General features: G+C 65.9%; 12 protein-coding genes and 2 pseudogenes. 6 read left to right on the top strand and 8 right to left on the bottom strand.

Annotation, left to right across the window (positions count from 1 at the left end; all coding sequences use genetic code 11):
• The first annotated feature begins 298 nt into the window (after positions 1-298).
• Together F784_RS0115310 and F784_RS25415 are read left to right on the top strand one after the other, a co-directional pair.
• Positions 299-1,363, top strand: coding sequence for an IS4 family transposase (locus F784_RS0115310; protein ID WP_026332512.1), 1,065 nt, complete (start codon positions 299-301; stop codon positions 1,361-1,363).
• A 175-nt stretch (positions 1,364-1,538) separates the two neighbouring features.
• The gene (locus F784_RS25415) at positions 1,539-2,429 is read left to right on the top strand and encodes a glycosyltransferase (protein WP_169405698.1); all 891 of its coding nucleotides are present in this window, start codon (positions 1,539-1,541) and stop codon (positions 2,427-2,429) included.
• A 165-nt stretch (positions 2,430-2,594) separates the two neighbouring features.
• On the opposite strand, the gene F784_RS25420 is transcribed toward F784_RS25415, so the two are convergent.
• The 7 genes and pseudogenes from F784_RS25420 to F784_RS0115345 form a co-directional block, all read right to left on the bottom strand.
• Positions 2,595-3,095 carry an acyltransferase gene (locus tag F784_RS25420; RefSeq protein WP_083939243.1) on the bottom strand — a complete coding sequence of 167 codons (501 nt, stop codon included), beginning with the start codon at positions 3,093-3,095 and terminating at the stop codon, positions 2,595-2,597.
• 130 nt (positions 3,096-3,225) lie between these two features.
• Positions 3,226-3,591, bottom strand: a pseudogene (locus tag F784_RS0115320) (transposase); the annotation flags it as partial.
• Between the two features lie 15 nt (positions 3,592-3,606).
• Positions 3,607-4,872 (bottom strand): ISL3 family transposase, encoded by a 1,266-nt coding sequence (locus tag F784_RS0115325; protein WP_019587602.1) that lies wholly within the window; start codon positions 4,870-4,872, stop codon positions 3,607-3,609.
• Between the two features lie 402 nt (positions 4,873-5,274).
• On the bottom strand, positions 5,275-6,549 hold the full coding sequence (locus F784_RS25425; RefSeq protein WP_083939244.1) for an alginate O-acetyltransferase AlgX-related protein: 1,275 nt from the start codon (positions 6,547-6,549) through the stop codon (positions 5,275-5,277).
• Positions 6,550-6,551: 2 nt separating this feature from the next.
• A complete protein-coding gene (locus F784_RS0115335; RefSeq protein ID WP_019587604.1) occupies positions 6,552-7,499 on the bottom strand; it encodes an alginate O-acetyltransferase AlgX-related protein in 948 nt (315 codons plus the stop codon).
• A 179-nt stretch (positions 7,500-7,678) separates the two neighbouring features.
• Complete coding sequence (locus F784_RS0115340; protein WP_019587605.1) at positions 7,679-9,100, bottom strand: MBOAT family O-acyltransferase; 1,422 nt, start codon at positions 9,098-9,100, stop codon at positions 7,679-7,681.
• A gap of 9 nt (positions 9,101-9,109) precedes the next feature.
• Entirely contained in the window at positions 9,110-9,718 is a 609-nt protein-coding gene (locus tag F784_RS0115345) for an alginate O-acetyltransferase AlgF (RefSeq protein ID WP_245557900.1), read from the bottom strand.
• Between the two features lie 291 nt (positions 9,719-10,009).
• On the opposite strand from F784_RS0115345, the pseudogene F784_RS23330 reads away from it, so the two are divergent.
• Together F784_RS23330 and F784_RS0115355 are read left to right on the top strand one after the other, a co-directional pair.
• Positions 10,010-10,531 (top strand): annotated as a pseudogene (locus tag F784_RS23330) (transposase); the annotation flags it as partial.
• 475 nt (positions 10,532-11,006) lie between these two features.
• Positions 11,007-13,700: a phosphoenolpyruvate synthase gene (locus tag F784_RS0115355; protein WP_019587608.1), complete on the top strand. Its 2,694-nt coding sequence runs from the start codon at positions 11,007-11,009 to the stop codon at positions 13,698-13,700.
• Between the two features lie 1,228 nt (positions 13,701-14,928).
• Here the strand turns inward: F784_RS0115355 and F784_RS27605 are convergent.
• Positions 14,929-18,261 carry an ATP-binding protein gene (locus tag F784_RS27605; protein WP_019587609.1) on the bottom strand — a complete coding sequence of 1,111 codons (3,333 nt, stop codon included), beginning with the start codon at positions 18,259-18,261 and terminating at the stop codon, positions 14,929-14,931.
• 110 nt (positions 18,262-18,371) lie between these two features.
• On the opposite strand from F784_RS27605, the gene F784_RS25430 reads away from it, so the two are divergent.
• Together F784_RS25430 and F784_RS26300 are read left to right on the top strand one after the other, a co-directional pair.
• A complete protein-coding gene (locus tag F784_RS25430; protein ID WP_083939245.1) occupies positions 18,372-18,566 on the top strand; it encodes a hypothetical protein in 195 nt (64 codons plus the stop codon).
• 98 nt (positions 18,567-18,664) lie between these two features.
• Positions 18,665-19,774 (top strand): hypothetical protein, encoded by a 1,110-nt coding sequence (locus F784_RS26300; RefSeq protein ID WP_157465295.1) that lies wholly within the window; start codon positions 18,665-18,667, stop codon positions 19,772-19,774.
• Positions 19,775-19,816 lie beyond the last annotated feature (42 nt).

Genomic DNA, 19,816 nt, shown 5'->3' on the forward strand with positions numbered 1-19,816 from the left:
TGGAGCGTGTTGGCGACGCTCAGGAGTTCTCCGGTGGGTCGGATGACGACATCCAGGCGAGCCTGACAAACGTCGATGCCGACGAACAGTTCTTCGGACATACGAACCTCCTGGGGACGGTCCAGTACAGCCCGGCCTTGCATACGAGGTGGACTCCGTCAACCGTTCGGGCTTGGACTGGGGGGCCAGCACGGTGACCCAGCTACAGGACGGTCTCGAAGATCGACGGTGTTTACGGCCTCCCGTGCTGCGTCCCGGTTCAGTTATAGCCCCGGCCTTATACAACGGTGTTTCTGCGATGAAAGCACCTGGGTGCCGACCCCCTTACGATAGCTTGCAGACGGCGCTGCAGTCTGCCTTTCCTCTGGACGCGCGTCGCCTGGCGGTTCTCACCGCCCTGGTCCTGGCGATGATTCAGGCGCGAACAGTTGTGCTTTATGCGCTGAAAACGCACGTGCAGCTCCTGGGCTCACTGGAGGTGCGTTACCAGCGGCTCCTGCGCTTCGTGCCATTCCAGGTGCCGGACGGCCTGTTCACCCGCTTTGCCCTGCAGTGCCTGCCCGAGGGCCCCCTCGACCTGATCCTTGACCGGACCAACTGGAAGCTGGGAGGGCACCACGTGAACATTCTGCTGCTCTGGGCCGTGTGGAACGGCTTCAGCTTGCCCCTGGTGTGGTCGCTGCTCCCACATGGCGGTTCAAGTTCGCAGGCGACACGCGAAGCGCTCATGGAGCGCTTCTTTGCAGCTTGCCCAGGCCGCACGTTTGGCGGACTGCTCGCCGACCGGGAGGTCATCGGCAAAGACTGGTTTGCGTTCCTCACTCGACACCGCCTCGACCCCTGTATTCGTCTGCCAGCGACCGCCACAGTGGGCAGGTATGGCCTGCCCGTCTGGGCGTGTTTCAAGAAGCTTCAGCCCAGCGAGGTGCGTATCTGGTCTCGCCCCCTGGTGGTCTACGGTGTCGCGCTGCGGGTCAGCGCGACCAAGAACGCCGCTGGAGAGACCCTCTACCTGGCACATCGGGGACGAGCGAGCACCAACCTTCGGCGGTACGCGCGGCGTTGGCAGGCTGAGAATTTGCATTCGGCCGTGAAGACCAGAGGCTTCAACCTGGAGGACACCGGGCTGACCCGCGCTGAACGAGTGTCCACGCTCTTGATCGCCGTCTCGGTCGCCTTCATCTGGGCCTGCCTGACGGGTGAGCTCCTGGCGTCGAGGATGCCATGCCCCTTCAGCGCAAGAAACACGGACACCGCGCGGTTGTTCAGGCTCGGCCTCGATCACCTCCAAGACCTGTTGCTCCACCCCTCCCCAACTTCCTGGTGGGCCCTGTCTGCCCTCATGCCGCGTTTTGAGGGGTAGTCAGGAGGAGTTCACCCCGGCCTGACATTCCACCCATCACCTCGGCTCGTTATCCGCCAGGGCCAGCCCTCCCCGGGGCTTTCCCTAGCCCCACCCGCGTATCGGGAGTTGCCTCTCGACGACTCTATCCGGGATGACAGTCTCGTGTAACAGTTCGGCGTATAGGGTGGGCTTCATGTATCGTGTGGCGTTAGTGATGGTGGTTGGCCCCGGCGAGGGCCAGATGGCCGTTGAGGTCCTTGAATTTGCCGCTCACGCGCTTCCGGCAGCGACCATCTTTGTACTGGATGACGCGACCAGCGACGGAACGTACGATGAACTGAAACGCTACGCTGAGCGCCGGAGCGAAGTTCATCTCTCTCGGAACTCTGTCCCAAATGGCTTCATTGGGCTTTCCCGATCTGTGCTGAGGGTGCTGCACGAGGCATCGGGCACGCCGTTTGATCTGATCATCAAGTTTGACCCGGATGCCCTCCTAATTCATGCGGCCTATGTTGAACGCATTTGGGCTTTATTTCAGGAGCAAGGTCCCGGAATGGCAGGGTCCTACCGCATTTCAGCGGATGGAAAACATCGTGATTTCAGCCCACATCGGCGGGACGTCTTGCTAGATATACCGCCAATCGGTGTGACCCGGAGAGGAGGATGGAACGCCTTGCGTGTGGGCTGGCCCGCGTACATCCGTTACCTCCCAGCAGCTCTGCGGAACGGATATCAACTCGGTGAGCATTGCCTGGGCGGAATGTACGCACTACACGGCGCTACCGTGCAAGCCCTGCGGACCTCCGGTTTCTTGGACCTGCACCGACAGCCACTCAATGCGCGTCTGGTTGCTGAGGACGCGCTCGTCGCGCTTGGTGTGAAGTCTGTTGGTCACGCGCTTATTGACGCCAATAATCCTAAGACCACCCCGTTCACGTGGGTTCAGTACCGCCCGCCGTTTCCGTTGTCAGCCGCCGAGATACTTCAACATGGCATTGCGGCAGTGCACCCCCTCAAGGGCGAGCAGGGCCGCGAGATACGCGCAGCGCTGCGCCCCAATTTAGAAACACCAGTCCACGTCTGACCCTACATCGTACCGGCCAGCCCTCGCGGGGGCTGGCCCTTTGCCCCGCCCAGCCTCCCGCACCTAGGTGGAATTACTTTGGCCATCAGAGGAGGGTCATGTCCAAGGGGACAGTCTCCATTCACACCCCGAGCGCCTTGCCGCAGACCTCGCAGGCTTATAAGCTTACGTGGGCAAATCACGCACTCTCTTTGCCGGGACTCCTGCATACAGACCATTGGGTTCAGTGCTCTTCGTCACCACTGCTCCAGCAGCAATAACACACCCTTCAGCGATGGTAACCCCAGGAAGAATGATTGAGCCCGCTCCGACCCAAGAACCCCGCTCAACCCGAACATCTTGTACACGTTTTTGGCCTGCTCGTTTCTCAAAGGAGCCTATATCATGGCTGTCGGTAAGAATTTTTACGTGTGGCGCCAAATGGACTCGTTCGCCTAAGTAAATCCTTCCTGCTTCGCTGAAGTACACTCCAACATTCACGAACACGCCAAGGCGCATGGTGACGTTGCGTCTGCCAAAATGGACACCACTGTTGATGTGGATGCTGCGGTGCAGATCGAAGCCTGCGGCCCGAAGGAGGGCCACGCGAAATTTCGAGGGTAGCCAAGAGGCGGCCTGAAAGCTGCCAACTGTGGCAATCAGAAGTTTTCCGAGTGGGTCTTGCATCCTTCCTTTCTAGCTCAAACGAACTGTTCGATGGGAAGAACTATTGACACCAGCATGGGCTGGAGACGAGGCGTATTCTCGGGAGGTGCTGCGCGTCTGGCTGACGTGACCCCCAGATCTGGGCTCTGATTCAGCTTTGATGCAGTGAACCGAACCCGGTCAGGATGCGACTTCGCAGTGTCACCAACGCTGCACGCCCGTACATCTGACGTTTGATGAGCTTGATCTTGTTCACCACACCCTCGACGGGCCCATTGCTCCACGGGAGGCTGACCGCAGCCTCCAGCGCGGCTTGCTCGCCGGTCAAGCTGCGTGCCAGCCACTGCATTTCACCGGAAGCGCACTCTCGCGCTCGCTCCAACCACGATGACACCAAGGCTGCGTTTTTCTGCTCCAGCAGGTTGATGAACTCGTGGACCAGACACACCACGTCGGCCAACGGAGCGATCCGCTCCGTCAGCGCTACCACGACGGCCTGTTCGTCTTCCTGGCGTTCTTCGGGCTTTTTCCATCACAGCCAGACCAGTTCCTGCGGTGAGATCTTGGCTGGTAACGTGGATTCGATCTCGATCAACTGCTGAGCACGGGCTTCGTACAGCGCCGCCTGCTGTTCGGCAGGCGAAGGAAGGGGTGCGCCTGCCCGTCGAGCCCTGAGCCAACTGTCCAGGGGGCGACGAGTCCCTGGGTACCCCAGGGACTGCACCTCACGGAGGAGTTGAGCCCCCACCCGGCAGCCCTCGTCCCACCGCCGGTTGAGGAACGCCAGGTACGGGTCGAGGATGCTCCTGACTCGGGTATGGGCTCGACGAGCGGGAACCGCATCAGCTTGTAAGTACCGCTTCACGAGATAGCGGCTGACACCGAGGTGTCGGGCGATCACTCGCGTTCCCAGACCAGCGGCGCGCAACACCTGCATCTGGACCAGCAGCGCCATGCGGCGCTGCTGACGTTGTGCCCGGACGTCTTCGCCTGCCTGCGAGCGTGGCTTGGGTGCAGGGGTGGTCTCACGCAGCACGTTCTGGTGACGACCCAAAAAACGTTCGAGGGCTTCGCGGAGATTTTTGAGCAGGTGCCAACGGTCGAGGACCTGGACCGCGTTCGGGAGACTCTGGGTGACGGCACAGGCAAACTCCGTCGAGCGGTCGCGCGTGACCAACTCGATCTCCGGGTGCTGGCGGAGCCAGTCGGCGACCACGGTGGTCGTGCGATCCGGCAGGATCTCCACCGGGCGATGGGTGTCCAAGTCAACGATGACGGTGCCGTAGGTCTGACCCTTGCGAAACGCGAAATCGTCGATTCCGACGTGAAGCAACCGACAGGGCGGGAGGACGAGCGGACGGTGCAACTGCCGGATGAGTGTCGATGCACTGGCAGTCAGGTCGAGTTGGGTCCCGAGCCGAGCTCCGCCTCGACCGCTGGCGGTCGAGGCGAGATGCGTCAACGCCCGAGTGCAGCGGAGTGTGCGCTGCGCGTAGGGCGTGACCAGCAAGGGCAGGCGTTCACAGAACACCCGTCGGACACAGTCGGGTTGAAGACAGCGGAAGCGGTGAAGCCGCAGATGCACCACGGTGGGGAAGCCACCGAACGGTAAGTCGTGCAGGGTACGGGTAGAGCGGCTATGGAGCCTGTAGGAACGCTGCCCACAGAGCGGGCAATTGGCATCAGAAGCTGCGCTGATGACCTTGAGATGGAGAGTTGAACCGTCCAAGGCGAGATGTTTGACGATGAGCCCTTTCCCGAACCAGGGGGACAGGAGGGTGGAAAGTTCGACGGCCATTCCCCATCCTGACCGGGTTCGGTTCACTGCATCAAAGTTGAATCAGAGCCGAATCGCATACGGGTAGTCGGCGTTCTTGAATAGCACGGCACCATCGCACAGGGCGTAGAAGTCGCGGACGTCCTGAGGGACTTGTTGGCCATCGTGAGGCGGGACAGGAACCAGCCGCCTGGCAGGCGGCGTGACGTCGCACTCTGGATGCTACTGGATCTCAGCGAGGAGGGCATCAAGGCTCATGTGCCGTCATCATGGCGTACCGAGTCCCTGTCGGCCCTACCTTCTGACAAAGTCCTGTTAGTGGGTCGTCAACAAGGGTCTGTCATGGCCTCTGTTGCGAGAGGACCGATGAACACGAGCAGCGGGAGTAAAACACCTTTCCTGACCGCCCATTAGAACTCATTGCTAACCTCTACAGACGTCAATGCGTACCTTGCCGGTGGAGTCGGGCAAGGACAGCTTGACCTCCTTAACGTCCGTTTGCACCTCTCCGTAGAAGATCGGCCCCGCAGTGCTCTTGGGAGTATGGGTCAGCGTCATCGTCGACGTACTCCCGCTCGCGTTGGTGACCTGCAGGGGAACCGATCGGATGGAGGAATCCGAGAGGCTCACCATCAAGTAGTCATTTGGACGGAGTGGAGCGGTCACTCGAATCTGGCTGGGCAGGCCGTCCAGTCTTTGGACGGGAGCTTTGCAACTACCTTTCACTGATGGGATCAATTGTGGCAAAGAGTAGTGCAGGTTGTAACTGCTGTCCATTTCCCATATCAAAACTTTGGCTGGATTGGTGCGGAAAGAGTCGGAGAGGAGATAACTCTCGATGGAAGAGTACGGTCCGCCTCCTTCGATTCCCGCATTGGTAACGTCGCGCTGCATCTCATAACGTAAGGCTGCACCGAACGATTCCTCAGCTCCTTTGTTGCGAAAGCTGTTGCTGGTCCCCACGAGGACTACCTTTGGGTCTTCTCCCCCCAGAAGGTCTTCGCCTTCCTTCACGCTAATCAGACTCTGGTAGTTTTGCGGTTGAATATTGAGATTGCATAACGTGTTGACGCGAGTGAGATAGCTGCCCCAATTCTGCATCGACTTCTCCTGGAGTTTGAACGACGCAGTCGGCAGTTGGGACCAGGTCCCCCTGGTTTTTAAGTAACTTGTAATGTTGTGAGCGGTCATCTGTGCGGCATGGGGAGTCCAGTGATGGTCACGGGCAAAGAAATAATCATCTTCACTCTTATCAGATTTTTGAAGAGCGAGCAGATCCGGTGAGTATATTCCAGCGGAATTGATTTGTTTAACAAACGAGCTATATGAAGTGGCGAGCTTATTGGTATCAACAGCACTGAAGACCGGATTTGTAGAGTCAAAATGGCGGCTAGAGGAAGCCGCGCGGGGCGGGATATACACCATAACGAGATCCGTCCCCCGAGCCTTCAGGGCGGCTGAAAAACGCTTCAATTCCGCCAGGAACGGTTGTGGTTCATCATATGGCTTAAAGCTTTGAACGCCGTACAGCCATCCATCCGAGCCCTGTGCTGCAACTAATGCCCACAAATCCCCGGCCTGGTAATTCTTCGCATCGGTCGCGGCGGAGCATAGCTTCCAATTATTGGTGGTAGAAGCAGCCTGGGCCCCGGTAGAGGCGACGAGAACGAGCGTTAGCAGTGGTAGTATTTTTCTCATACTTACTCCTTTGGGTAAGAAATCCGCAGGAACCGTTCCGGGATTTCCCAGACCACAATCTGTGGGGGGTTATCCCGGCGGTCCTGACTGCTCAGGTACTCGCGCATAGGCACGATGGGGCCTTTGCCCTCCTGGGCCGCGTTCAACACCTCGGTGCCCAAGGCCTGCGCCAACGCCGCGCCAAAGTGCCAGACATTGTCCTTTGTCTCAGCGCTGTAGCTGGTGCCGACGAGGGTGACCGCGAGGGTTACGTCACCCAGAAGGCCGCTGCCTCCCTCATCGGTGCGGGTGTACTCGGGCTCGCGCACGGTATCCGGGGCGGGGCCGACACCCTCCGGGACGGGCACGTAGCGCAGTAGGTCGCCCCTGCGAGCGACGGGAGCCCCCGCTGACTCGTGGTAAGCGGTGGGGGGAAGGTCGGGCCTGAGGGCCTTGACGGCCGGGGCGAGGGTTCGGGCGGCCACTGCTGCCCCGTAAGGCGTCCAGTGGGTGTCGGTGCGCAAGAAGAGGCTCCTCGCCCCCTCGCCCTTTTCAGCCTGCATTGCTCGGAACAGGTCTGGGGCCGGGACTCCAGCCGCTTCCAAGCGTTGCCGGAAGTTCTCGTACACGTTGGACTTCACGGCGGGGACGAGCAGGTGCCCCAGGTGCTCGGGATAGATACGTGTCTTAGCGGGGACGAGCGCGACGACTAGGTGCGCGCCGTCCTTCGCCAGCTTGTCGCGGACCTGCCTGATGTACTCGACCTTCACCGCGATCTCCACAGTATCTTCCGCAGCCGCCTGGAACTCCTCGGTGGTGTACAGCCAACCGTCCGTTCCCACGACGGCTCCCTCGCGCGCCTCGCCGAAGAGGTGGTATGTCAGACCGCCCCACAGCTTTACGCTCGGGTCACGCCAGGGCACCTTGGCATCAAGGTTCTTCTCGTAGGCCATCATCCACTTGCCGGTCACCACATCCTGGCCGGTTGGGAATTCCCGGCTTCCGGGACTGACTAGGGCCGCTCCCGCCCCGATAGCTACGGCCCCAAGCAAAAACACAGCAGGAAGCCAGTGCAGGACTGGAGGTGCTCTCCGGTGGTCGGTATCTGAGTTAACGGTGTCCCGTGCAAATTCGGTCATTTCAGGGCACCTCAAAATTGGAAGTAAAGGAAGGGAGTATAGGATTGAGCGCTCAGTTTCATGACCGCCAGCACGAACAGGGGCAGCAGAGCAACTGTTGCTACCATCACCACGCGCGGGCGCAAGAAACGGCTACCTGCGTCGCCCACACGATTTCCCCATACAGGGGCCACATACACCAGGACGGCAGCCAGCAGCATCGTCACGATGACGCTGGGCCTGATCTGCCAGGCGAGCGTATCGCTCAGGCCCACGCCGTTCAGCCCGACCATGCCTGCATACATGCGGAAGGCCTCGGGCACGTTGTCCGCCCGGAACATGACCCAGCCGAGGATCACGAGGATCATGGTCCCCGGGATGGTCAGCCAGGCCGGGGAGGGCTTCCAGAGTTTGGCCTCCTTCATCCGGCGCTCGACCGCCAAGATGCTGCCGTGCCACATCCCCCACAGCACAAAGGTCCAGTTGGCTCCGTGCCACAGCCCGCCCAACACCATCGTCAGCCATAGGTTGAGGTAGGTGCGGAACCGGCCGCGCCGATTCCCGCCCAGACTGATGTAGAGGTACTCGCGCAGCCAGGAACTCAGGCTCATGTGCCAGCGGCGCCAGAACTCGGTGATGCTGCGCGAGATGTAGGGGTGGTTGAAGTTCTCGGGGAACTTGAACCCCATCATGGCCGCCAGGCCAATCGCCATGTCCGAGTACCCGCTGAAGTCGAAATACAGTTGCAGGGTGTAGGCCAGGGCGCCCAGCCAACTGTCGGCGAGCGTGGGGTTCGGCTGGTTGAAGGCGGCGGTGACCAGGGGTGCGATGGAATCGGCGATCAGCACCTTCTTGGCAAAGCCGGTCATGAAGCGGGTGGCGCCGTAGCTGAACCCTTCCAGCGTGTGGGTGCGGTGGCGGAACTGATCGGCGAGCAAGTTGTACTTCAGGACGGGACCGGCGATCAGATGCGGAAACAACGCGATAAAGGCGGCGAAGTCCAGCAGGTTGCGGGTGGGGGGTTCCTCCCGGCGGTACACATCCACGATGTAGCTGATGGCATGGAAGATGAAGAAGGACAGCCCGATGGGCAGCAGGACGGGTGCCCAGGCAAAGGGCTGAAAGCCCAGGGTCTGGGTGATGGCGTTGAAGCTCTCCACCCCGAAGTTCGCGTATTTGAAGTAGCCAAGGGCGCCCAAGTTCAGCACGATGGCCGCAGTGAGGGTCCAGCGCCGCTGACTCCCGTCCGGTTGGCGGTCCAGGACCAGCCCAAACCAGTAAGCGACGACGGTAACAGCGACCAGCAACCAGAGGAAGTCGAGGCGCCACCAGGAGTAGAGGGCGTAACTGCCTGCCAGAATCCACGCGCTCCGCCCCTTGAAGGGGAGGAGATAGTAGACGATGAGAAACAGTGGCAGGAACAGGAACAGGAAGACGTTACTGCTGAAGACCATGCCTCAGCCCTACTTGGTCTTGGTGCTGCTGGTGGTGATGGTCACGCCTGAATCCGTCACGACGACTGCGTAGGCGTTACCGCGCTCCAGCTTCACGCTCTTGAGGGTCCCGAGCGACTTGGTCTTGTCGAACGCGGCCAAGTCCACCACGATGCCATTCACAGCGCGGCTGCCACTCGCACCAGGCTTCACGCCAGTCACGACGGCGGTCTTGCCGTCGGCTGTCTTCAGGTCGACGCTGGGCGCCTTGCTGAGGTTGTAGATCGTCAGCAGGGCCTTGGCGCGATTCTCAGCGGCCTGGTCGGCGAGGAGCACGAGCTTTCCGCCATTTAGGGCGAGCGAGTAGAACTTCCCAGCCTCGACCGTCAGCTTGCTGCTGGTTGCACCGACCTTCGCGCTGAACTCGCCCTGAGGGACGATCACGTAGGAGCTGACTGTGCCCTTCTGGGCGGTGACCGCCTTGCTCCCAAGCGTCGCAGCGGGAGCGTTGATCACGCGTACGAATGCACTGTCAGCGGGAGGGGCGGCGTCGTACAGGCCAGTCTCCTGAGCGGAGGCGTAAGTTGTGGTGGCCAGAATATGTAGGCTAAGTAGTACCGTCAAAAAAACTCGTCTCACCCTCTGAACTTACCTTAGTGCTTTTCTCATGTAACACGAATTTTTCTCTTTGTGACCTTGTGATCATTTGATCAACTGCAACCTTGGCCAACTCCGGGGCATTAGAACCCAGAGGGTCAGTAGGACAAGCAGCACGATCCACAGGGGTACGCTAGACCATCCGAAGGCAAACGGCTCACGCCTCCTCCTCACCGCTGGCTGCAAAATTTAAGTGCAGTTCCAGAAGCTACACGGGATGAGAACCGATGATGGACCGAACGCCGGCAGGCTGGAGGTTGTAACGCTCAACGAGGGTACCGGGTGTACCAGGGGAAGGGGACACCTTCCCCTGTCCGGCTCGCTCTGGGACTATTGACCACGGTTCCTGCTGAGGTGAGCTGCTGCTTCGGCGTGTGGGTGTTGGCAGACGGCGGCTTCGAGTCCGCTGCGTTCATTCAGGGCGTGCGGGGCCTGGGCTTCGAGTTCGTGGTGGGCGTCCGCTCGACTCGATGCACCGACCACCCGGGCCAGGTCACGGTGCAATATGGCGAACACGGGAGTGGGGTGAACCTCTCCAACTGGTCCTGGGAGACCCTCACGCTCGCCCATATCGACCGCCGTGAGCGGACCTTTTTCTCGGTCGCATCACACCTGCGCTTGAGCGACATGGTGGCCCGCGAGGGAGCGCGGCGGTGGGCCATCGAAGCCTTTATCAAAACCGTCAAGGGGCGTTGCGGCCTTGAACGCTTTGCCCAACACAGCAAGCAGGGTGTCCTGCACAGTTGGTGCCTTTCTAGCCTGGCCTTTCTCCTCTGCTGTCTCCAGAACCTCGATCTTCCCGTGGGGAGCGCAGGCTCATAGCCAGACGGGGGTGATCTGGCCAGAACCGTCAGGTTCTCGTTTGTTCCCGAAGTGCGTCGTCAAGCACTTCAACTGGAACCGGACGCGCTCGACGCCTTCCAGCACGCACTTCTCGCCCCCTCAACCTGAACTGCAAGATGTCAGACAACCTGGAGTCAGAAGGCGTCACCGACCACGGCAAGAGGAAATCGATACCCAGGAAGCCTCTCACCACTCAGCACGGCGTCACCCTCCCCCAACCACTGGCCACAACCTCCACTGGTTAATCTGTCGTCCTGGCAGCGGCACCGCGCATCAAACGGTCAATGGCGCTTTCGAACCCGACCGGTTCCAGGGCTGACTGGGCCGCCCCACGCCAGCCCCCCGGCCTCATCGGGGCCGACCCAACCTGTACGATCGGGCAGACCAGAGCGACGGTTCTGGACGACCTGGGCGCCGTGGGAGGAGCATGACCGCAGACGTATATGTCCTGCCGTTCGCCGAGATCCACGCGGGCGATCTGCCGCTGGTTGGCGGCAAGGGGGCGAACCTCGGTGAACTCACCGCAGCCGGTTTCCCGGTGCCGCCGGGCTTCTGCGTGACCGTCCGGGCCTTCGAGCAGGGGCTCGACGCCCTGCCCGAACGGGAAACGATGTGGCGTGAACTGGAGGCCATCGGGCCGACCGACGCGGCTGCCGCACGGGCCGCCAGTGCTCGCTGGAAACCCCGGTTGGCAACCCTGCCGCTGCCGCAGGGCGTGGCCGGGGCCATTGAAGACGCGTGGCGCACGCTGGGCCCGGGGCACGCTTACGCGGTGCGTTCGAGTGCGACCGCCGAAGACCTGCCCAGCGCGTCCTTCGCCGGGCAGCAGGACACCTTCCTGAACGTGCGTGGGCGGGAGGCGCTGCTGCGGGCTGTGCTCGACTGCTGGGCGTCGCTGTACAACGAGCGGGCCATCTCCTACCGCGCCCAGCTCGGACTCTCCCAGCGTCACGTCTCCCTGGCCGTCGTGGTGCAGCGGATGATCGAGCCCGAGGTAGCTGGCATCCTCTTCACCGCCGATCCCAGCACGGGCCAGCGGCACATCGCCCGGATTGACGCCACCTTCGGGCTGGGCGAGGCCCTCGTGTCCGGTGTGGTCACCGCCGACGCGTACAGCGTGGACCGCCGGACGCGTCGCGTCCTTCACCGCGCTGTGGCGGACAAGCCGTTCGCGATCCGCTCGGCTCAAGGTGGCGGCGTCGAGCGCGTTCCCCTGCGTGGCCCGGAGCGGAATCGCCCGGCGCTCACCGACGTCCAGGTGACCGAACTGACCGAGCTGTGCGGCCGCATCGAGGCCCACTACGGCGCGCCGCAGGATATCGAGTGGGCACAGCGGGGCGGACACTGGTACGTCCTGCAGACGCGGCCCATCACGACCCTGTACCCGCTGCCGGAACCCCGTCCGAATGATGGTCAGCTGCACGCCTACTTCAGTTTCAGCCACCTGCAGGTCATGACCGACGCCATGCCCCCGCTGGCCGCGTCGGTATGGCAGCTGCTGTTTCCCTTTGGGCATCCCCGGACATCCCTCGAGAACCCCTACCTGGGCGTGGCTGGCGGAAGACTTTACGTGGACGTCTCGTTCGCCCTGCGCCATCCGCTGCTCAGGCGCCTGGTACCCCGTGCGGTTGGCGCGAACGTGGACGCCCACATCGGTGGGGCGCTGGCTGCGCTGGCCACCCGACCGGAATTCCAGCACGGGCCAGCCCTGCACCTCTCCCGTGCCGCACGGGGCCTCGCGCCGGTCCTGCGCCACGCGCTGACCGCCCTGGCCTTCCCGGAACGTGGGAACGTCGCGAGTCAGCAGGTGCGGCGCATCGACGCCCGCATCGCGCGGTTCCGCCACGCCCTGGACGCTGCCCCCTCACTGGGCGCGCGACTGGACGTGGCCCTGACCACCCTCGCGACCCTGCTGGGCCCGGAAGTCTACCCGTTGCTGGGCCGGGTCATGGCGGGCGTCCTCGCCGACACCGCCCTGCGTGCCCTGGCCCGGGACGTCGCGTCCCGGGCCGACCTCGTCGCCCTGGGGGCCGGGCAGCAGGGCAACGTCACCACCGAGATGGGCCTGGCCCTGGGCGATCTCACGGACGTGGCGCGCGGCCAGCCAGCCGTGAGCGCGCACCTGCGGCGCCTTGACCTGGACGTTCACCAGCGCCTGGCGGTGGTCGGGCTGCCCGGAGGAGCTGCGTTCCTGGGGCGCTGGCAAGCCTTCCTGGCGCGATACGGCGCCCGCGGGCCGGGCGAGATCGATCTCAGCCGGCCGCGCTGGCATGAGGATCCAGGATCGCTGCTCAGCATGGTGGTGGGTGGGCTGGAGACCGGGGAGCCGGGAATTCACCGCGCGCAGGCGACCGAGTGGCGCCACCGTGCTGCGGACGCCGCCGCGCGGGTGCTGCGCGCTGCCGGGCCGCTGCGGCGCGTGGTGTTGCGTCATCTGCTGCGCTCGGTGCGCACTTATCTGCCTCTGCGCGAGCACCCCAAGTTCATGCTGGTGCAGATGCTCGACTTGGTCAAACCGGTGGTCCTGGAGGCGGGCGTAATCCTCACCGCGCGCGGCGCGCTGGACGCCCCCGGGGACGTGTGGTTCCTCACACTGCCCGAACTCCGCTCGGCCCTGGCTGGCGTGCCGCAGGACCTCACACCTCAGGTCGCGGCGCGCCGCGCGCGCTTCGCTGCAGACGCCCGGCGGACTCCCCCGAGGGTCATGACCAGCGACGGCGAACTGATCAGCGCCCAGGTTATGGGGGCGTGGGTGCCGGACGGCGCGTTCGGCGGTCAGGCCGTCTCAGCGGGAGTGGTGGAGGGCGCCGCACGGGTCATGCGCCGGCTGGACGACCCACCCGTCCAGCCGGGCGAGATCCTGGTCGCTCCGTTCACCGATCCCGGCTGGACACCGCTGTTCGTCTTCGCGGCCGGTCTGGTCACGGAGGTCGGCGGCCTGATGACCCACGGCTCCCTGGTGGCCCGCGAGTACGGCCTGCCAGCCGTAGTGGGCGTCGAGCGCGCCACCTCGCGGATCGTCAGCGGTCAGCGCCTCCGCGTCAACGGCGATCTGGGATACGTGGAGCTGCTGGACGATCAGGAGTCGGACACCCCTGCACCTGCACCGCATACGAGCTGATTCGTTCACACCACCGAGTCGACACGGTTGTGGCCAGTGGTTGGCTTTCAGGCAGCGGGGCCGTGGAAAGGCAGGTGTCCTGAACTTCAGGCCACCTGCTGCACCGTTTCCCGCCCCGTCTTGAAGACAGCCTGGTGGTGGTGACGTCGCTGGCCAGCGGGAACCGTGGAGCGGGCGGGAAGGTGAAGATGGGTGATCCGGGCGCGCAGGGTGAGAACGCCTGGCGCCCGTGGTCGTGATCGGAACCCTCGCGGCGGACGAACACGGCGTCGTGTTGGGCGGTGCGATGGCAGGGTCAGGGGGTGACAGCGCGAAGTGGAAACGACCTGGACGTGCTGCACTGCGTGGAGCACGGGAAGTTCGCGTAAAGCTGCGCCGCAGTGGAGTTGGTCGGTGTGGCTCACCTGCGGCGTATCGTCTTCCCCCGGCAGGCGCCGAACGAACGACTGGGCCGCCTCGGTTCCCGGTGTTGCAGCACGAAGACGTCCAGCACGGCTCCGTGTTCGTCGAGGGCCCGCCACAGCCCGTGGTTCATCCACGTGCATCTCGTCATGGTCGACAGGCATCCGGCATGACCTCCAGGGTGTGAACAGGACGGAAAGCGAGCGCCCTTGCGACACGGCCATCGCATCTTAAGACGCGCGGGGAGACTTACCGAACGCCTCCTGGCTGAGCGAGTTGTGGGAGGCGCCCAAGGAGAGGGGCATCACGCTGGTGCGTCGTCTCCGTGAGCTGGGGTGCAGACAGGCTTGCTGGCTGGGAGGTGATCGAAAAAAGTAGGCCAAAAATACGCCAAAACACGCCAGACTACGCCATAGTATGTCACTGTGCCCTGTTGCCTGTGCCTGAACGAGTGCTGACCGGGATGACGTTGCCCCGGCATCTTACCCCTAGCCTCCGCTGCAGGAAAGCGAGGTCCAGCGGGTGAAGGGGTGCTCCAAGCTGGCCCTGATCGTTTCAATGGATGTGGTGCCTTCTTAGGCGAGGGGTCTGCGAGACGCCCTATGCCCCCTTTCGACCAAGGTGCGCGTTCCCAGGAGGGGGAGCGGGTGCCCGAGCGATGGCAGGCGGGTTGGAGGGACCTTCTGCCCCATCGCGCCACGGTTTAAGCGGGGTTGAGCGCCGTTGGAACGGGGGCTGGAGACGTCCGGCGTTCAGGAGGGCGCCCGGAGCTCCCGGCGGCATCTGCGCCGGGGTGGGCTGGAGGCCGCGCCGGAATGCCCCCCGCTCAGCCGCCGGTCCGGAGCGCCCGGTGCGTGACGTGCCTGTTCAGGAAAGCGTCCTGGTACTCTTCCGGGACCAGCCGCACGGCACCCGCGAGCCAGGCGAGCGCCTGCTGACGCGGCGTGTCGGCCCGCTCGTCCCCCAGCGCCGTCAGCACCCGGTGATGCACCAGCAGGGGCAGGGCGTAGTCCTCCGCGGGCGCCCAGTCGGGGAGGCGCGAGACACTCAGCTCGCTGTCCACGCGGGCCTCCCCGGCGCGGCCGAGCGCGAGCAGCGCCCCGGCCCGGGCGGCGAGGGCCTGCGTCTCGAGCTGCCCTTCCCCGTGGGTCCGCGCCAGGTCCAGGGCGTCCGTCGTCAGCTGCACCGCGAGGTCCGGCCCGCCCAGTCCGGCCCGGCCCAGCAGTCCCTGTCCGCGCACGTAGGGGTAATCCTGCCGGTCCAGCCCCTGGTCGAGGTGGTGGAAGGCCTCGCGGGCGGCGGCCACGTCCCCACGCACAGCGCGCACCCGGCCGACATGCAGCCAGGGGAAAAAGGCGCCGAGGTCGCTGGGATCGGGGAAGGCCAGTCCCCGCCGGGCGGCGGCCTCACACTCGTCGTACGCGCCCAGCGTCCAGAGCAGGTCCGCCCGCAGGCGGTGCCGGGGGCTGCGGTCGTCGCCGAGCTGCTCGTCGTGGACCCGCACACGGTCCAGCCACGCGAGGGCGCTCCGGTAGTCGCGCAGCGCCAGGAACGCCCCGCTGATCTCGGTGAGGTTGGCGCGCTCCAGGGTGGGGGCGTGGGCGCGCTCCAGGCGGACGGCAAGATCCTCGCGCACCTGGATGGCCGCCACGACCCCGCCGCGGCCGTACTGCAACGAGAGGGCCAGGCCGTGGAGGGCCCATGCCGTGCGGTAGGCGTCGCCCTGACGCTTGAAGGCGGCGGCGGCACGCCGCAGATGGGGCTCCGCCTGCTCAAGCTGGCCCAGGCGCAGCAGCGCCCCCCCCACGGCGGCCTCCCCGAGCATCCGCTCACGCTCATCGTGCAGGGTCTCCCCCTGGGTAAGCACTTCACGCAGGGTCGCGCGCGCCTCCTCCCGCCCGAGCTGGGCCTGGGCCTGCAGCAGTTCGCGCAGGAGGGCCGCCCGCACGCCCGGCGGGTGTACCCCCGGGAGGGCCAGCCCCTCGCGCGCCGCCTGCTCCGCCGCCGCAGGCTGGCCCTGCCCCATCAGGCGGGCGGCGCGCCAGGCGTGCAGGCGTGCGCGCTCCCCGCCCGTCTGGGCCAGGACGGCCAGCCGCGCCATCACGGGTTCGAGCAGGTCCACCTGCTCGGCGCGCCATGGGCTCTCGGCCGCCTGGGCGAGCGCCTCGAATTCGGCCGCGGTTTCGCCGGAGGCGCCGTACAGCTCCGCCGCCTGCCGGAACAACTCCACGGCCTCCAGGGGGCGCAGCCGCCCCAGGGCCTCGCTCGCCGCCCGCTCCAGCAGGGGCGCCGCCGCCCGGGGGTCGCCGCCCTCCCGCCAGTGGTGGGCGACGCGTGCCGGGCTGGCCCCCTCGCCCGGGAGCACCCTCGCCGCGCTGCGGTTCAGCAGGCGCCGCACCGCGGCGGGCATGCCCGCGAGCACCGTCTCCTGCACCAGGTCATGGGAAAAGCGCTCGCCCGTCATGATCTGCGCCGCCTCCAGCTCCTCCCACGCCGCGGCGACCTCCAGCAGGGGGGCGCCGAGCACGGCGGCCACGAGTTCGATGCGGACGTCGCTTTGCAGCACCGCCGCTGCCCGCGCCGCCCCCAGCGCCGCCGGGGACAGCCGGGCCAGGCGGTCCGCGATCAGTTGCGAGACCCGCGCCGCGACCGGCAGGGCGCCGTCCTGCGACGGGGCCTCCAGCATGTGCTTGACCGTCTCCAGCACGAAGAAGGGGTTGCCCCCGGTGAAGCGCGCGAGCTGCGGCCCGAGGTCCCGGACGGCGGGTACCCCCAGGTCCCGCACCAGCGCCCCGACCTCCGCCTCCCCGAGCCGTTCCAGGTCGATCCGCACGCTGTGCCCCGCCGCGCCGCCCCGCCGGAACACGTCCTCCATGAAGGCGGGCACCTCGCCGGGACGCACCGTGCAGATGAGGCGCGGCACGCCCCCCGGCTGGCCCAGCGGGAACGAGGACGAGATCAGCACGAAGCCCGCCTCGATGGAGGCCCGGTCGGCCAGGTGCAGGTCGTCGTAGACGAAGGCACTCACGCCCGCAAGCCCCACCTCGAAGACATGCCGAATCGCCGCGTGCAGGCGCATGTCCGGTTCCGGGGTTCCGGGTTCGGCGGTGCCGTCCAGGAGTTCGGGAAGGAGGCGGGACAGGCTGACGCGCATCCAGGGTTCCAGCGGCAGGTCCGGGGTGCGGGCGAAGATGCGGCGCAGGTTGCGGGCGGTGGTGGAGTAGGGCACCAGGGCGTCGCCGGGCCGCCCCTCCAGGTGCAGCACCTCGCCCTTGCTGGCCGCGAAGTCCCGCGCGAGGCGCGACTTCCCGATCCCCGCCTCGCCCGCGAGGATGAGGAACTGCCCCGCCTCCCACGCGGCCTCCATCCGCGCCCACTCGGCCCCGCGCCCCACCAGGTTCGGCGGGCGCAGCACGCTGAGGGGCATGCGCCGCCGGGGGGCGGGCGTTGTCGTGGGCGCGCCGCCCCGCTCCACCTCGCGGGCGAGGTCCCCCGTTTCCGGCGAGGGCTCGGCGCCGAACTCGCGGCGCAGGACCGCCCGGCAGCGCTCGAAGGCGGCCAGGGCGGCGCCGCGGTCCCCCGCGAGGTAATGCAGCCGCATCAGGCGGCGCCAGGCCTCCTCGGCCACCGGGTTCAGGTCGAGCAGCCGCAGGGTGGTGGAGATGGCGGCGGGCAGGTCACCCCCCTCCTCCTGCCGCCCCGCGCGCCGGGTGAGAACCTCCGCCCGGAGGTGGCCCAGCCGTTCACGCCAGGCGAGCAGCCAGTCGGCGAGGTCGGGGCGGTCGTCGAACTCCACGCCCTCCAGCAGCGGGGTGATGTCGCCCTCCTCGGCCTCGCCCACGCGGGCAGCCTCCAGAAAGGCGCGGACGTCCACCTCCACCCCGGGGGCGAGGTCCACCGCGTCGTCCGCCCGCAGCAGGCCCCCGCCGTACACCCGCTGGAGGCGCCGCAGCAGGTGGACGAGGTTGTTGCGCGCCGCGCTCTCGACCGTGTCGGGCCACAGCAGCCCCGCGAGGCGCGACCGCGTCGTCGGTCCCTCCAGCGCGAGGTAGGTCAGGAGCGCGAGCGCGCCCCCTTCGGGGTGCAGCGAGGAGCCGTCCGGACGGGTGAGTCGCGGCGTGCCGAGCACCTCCAGCCGCCAGGAGCGAGGGGACGTCATGTGGCCCCACGATAGCGAACCGGGTACCATGCAAAAACCATCCCCGGGGGGGGAGAGTGGGGGACCCGGCATATCGGCGGTCCGCCCGTACTCCGGGAGAGGAGAAGACCATGGCAGATCCACAAGACGGCCACCTTGCCCGACCGGAAGGGCGCGTGTACGTGCTGCGCGTATGGCACGACGGGGAGGTGCCCCCGGGGCACTGGCGCGCGACCCTGCGGGAGGGCACGGATGGGGAGAAACGGCATTTTGCCAGTGTCGACGACTGCATCGAGCACCTGTACGGGGAACTCGTGCGGCGCTGAGGCGGCGTTCCCGCCCAGGGTTTCCGGCCCAGATCGGGGGCTCCGCTGTTCCTGGGCGTGCCACCGGGTGACCATCCACGTCCTGGCAGGGTGGGCGCATGAACAGGAACCTGATCACCGGCCTGCCGCTCAGCGTCTGCCTCATCGCCTCCTCCGCCCTGGCGGGCGGGCCGTGGCGCGCCTGGAGCGACCAGACGCGGCTCCCCGCCTTTGCCGAGCATAAGGATCAGGTCGCCAAGACTAGGGACTCGGCGTGCAAGCCCCGGGTGCGCGACTACGCCACGCCCGGCCTCCCCGTGGGCGGCGGGCAGAATATCGACGAGCTGATCAGGCAGCTCGAAGAAATGCTCGCCCGGATGAAGCCCACCGATCAGGGCTACGCGGGGGTCGCGCAGTCCCTGAAGGCCCTCCGGGAGCAGAAGGAGAAGGGCACGCCCCCGCTGCCGGTCGGGAGCGCGCCGGGCGCCGTGACCTTCCAGCTGGCCCTCCCCCGGGTCGAGAAGGTGCTGGGACCCGAGGCGAGCAAGGCGAAGGCCCCGGCCAGCGGCGATGACGTGATCTCGGCGGTCGCCGGGAAGAACCCGAAGCTCGCCCTCGCGCTGCTGCTCGCGCCGCACCGGGCTGCACCGAAGGGTACCTGGCCCCTCGTGAACGCGGCGGGCGTGCTCTCCCTCAGTGGGTTCCCGCACGAGGCCATCGCCTTCCTCGACGAGGCGGCGCCGCTGGGCGGCACGCTGCCCGCGCCCGCCGGGGTGCCCGGCGCGGCCCCATCGCCCTGTCCAACCGCGGGCACGCCTTCCTGGGCCTGGGGCGCTGGAAGGAGGCCGAGGCGCCGTTGCGGGCCGCTCCGAAGCTCGCGCCCGACCTCGCGGAGGTGCACACGAACCTCTCGCAGGCCCTGCTGTGCCCGGGGCAGCTCGACGCGGCCACCCGCGAACTGCGCCTGGGCCTGCGCCGCACGCCGGACCAGCAGGCGAGCCGGGACTACTCGCTGCAGGAGACGACGCCCGGACGCCACGGCGCGGGGGTCAAGCCCGTTGAGGACGCGCCGACGCGCCGCCCCGCCCGGGACCTCTTCAACCTGTCCCGCGGCGCGTCCTTCGACCTCCCGCCACTCAAGTCGCCCGCGATCCGGCAGGAAGCCACCGCGCTGCACGACCAGTACATGGACCTCGAACAGGCCAGGGACGAGGAGCTGCGGGCGCTGATCGACAGGGCCTTCAGCCTCTGGGACTGGAACAGGTCCGACG

The organism is Deinococcus apachensis DSM 19763 (genome assembly GCF_000381345.1).
Lineage (GTDB): Bacteria > Deinococcota > Deinococci > Deinococcales > Deinococcaceae > Deinococcus > Deinococcus apachensis.

Coding starts and splice junctions, on each gene's coding strand:
- F784_RS0115310 (WP_026332512.1), top strand. CDS start 299: ATGAAAGCACCTGGGTGCCGACCCCCTTACGATAGCTTGCAGACGGCG.
- F784_RS25415 (WP_169405698.1), top strand. CDS start 1,539: ATGTATCGTGTGGCGTTAGTGATGGTGGTTGGCCCCGGCGAGGGCCAG.
- F784_RS25420 (WP_083939243.1), bottom strand. CDS start 3,095: ATGCAAGACCCACTCGGAAAACTTCTGATTGCCACAGTTGGCAGCTTT.
- F784_RS0115325 (WP_019587602.1), bottom strand. CDS start 4,872: ATGGCCGTCGAACTTTCCACCCTCCTGTCCCCCTGGTTCGGGAAAGGG.
- F784_RS25425 (WP_083939244.1), bottom strand. CDS start 6,549: ATGAGAAAAATACTACCACTGCTAACGCTCGTTCTCGTCGCCTCTACC.
- F784_RS0115340 (WP_019587605.1), bottom strand. CDS start 9,100: ATGGTCTTCAGCAGTAACGTCTTCCTGTTCCTGTTCCTGCCACTGTTT.
- F784_RS0115355 (WP_019587608.1), top strand. CDS start 11,007: ATGACCGCAGACGTATATGTCCTGCCGTTCGCCGAGATCCACGCGGGC.
- F784_RS27605 (WP_019587609.1), bottom strand. CDS start 18,261: ATGACGTCCCCTCGCTCCTGGCGGCTGGAGGTGCTCGGCACGCCGCGA.
- F784_RS25430 (WP_083939245.1), top strand. CDS start 18,372: ATGGCAGATCCACAAGACGGCCACCTTGCCCGACCGGAAGGGCGCGTG.
- F784_RS26300 (WP_157465295.1), top strand. CDS start 18,665: ATGAACAGGAACCTGATCACCGGCCTGCCGCTCAGCGTCTGCCTCATC.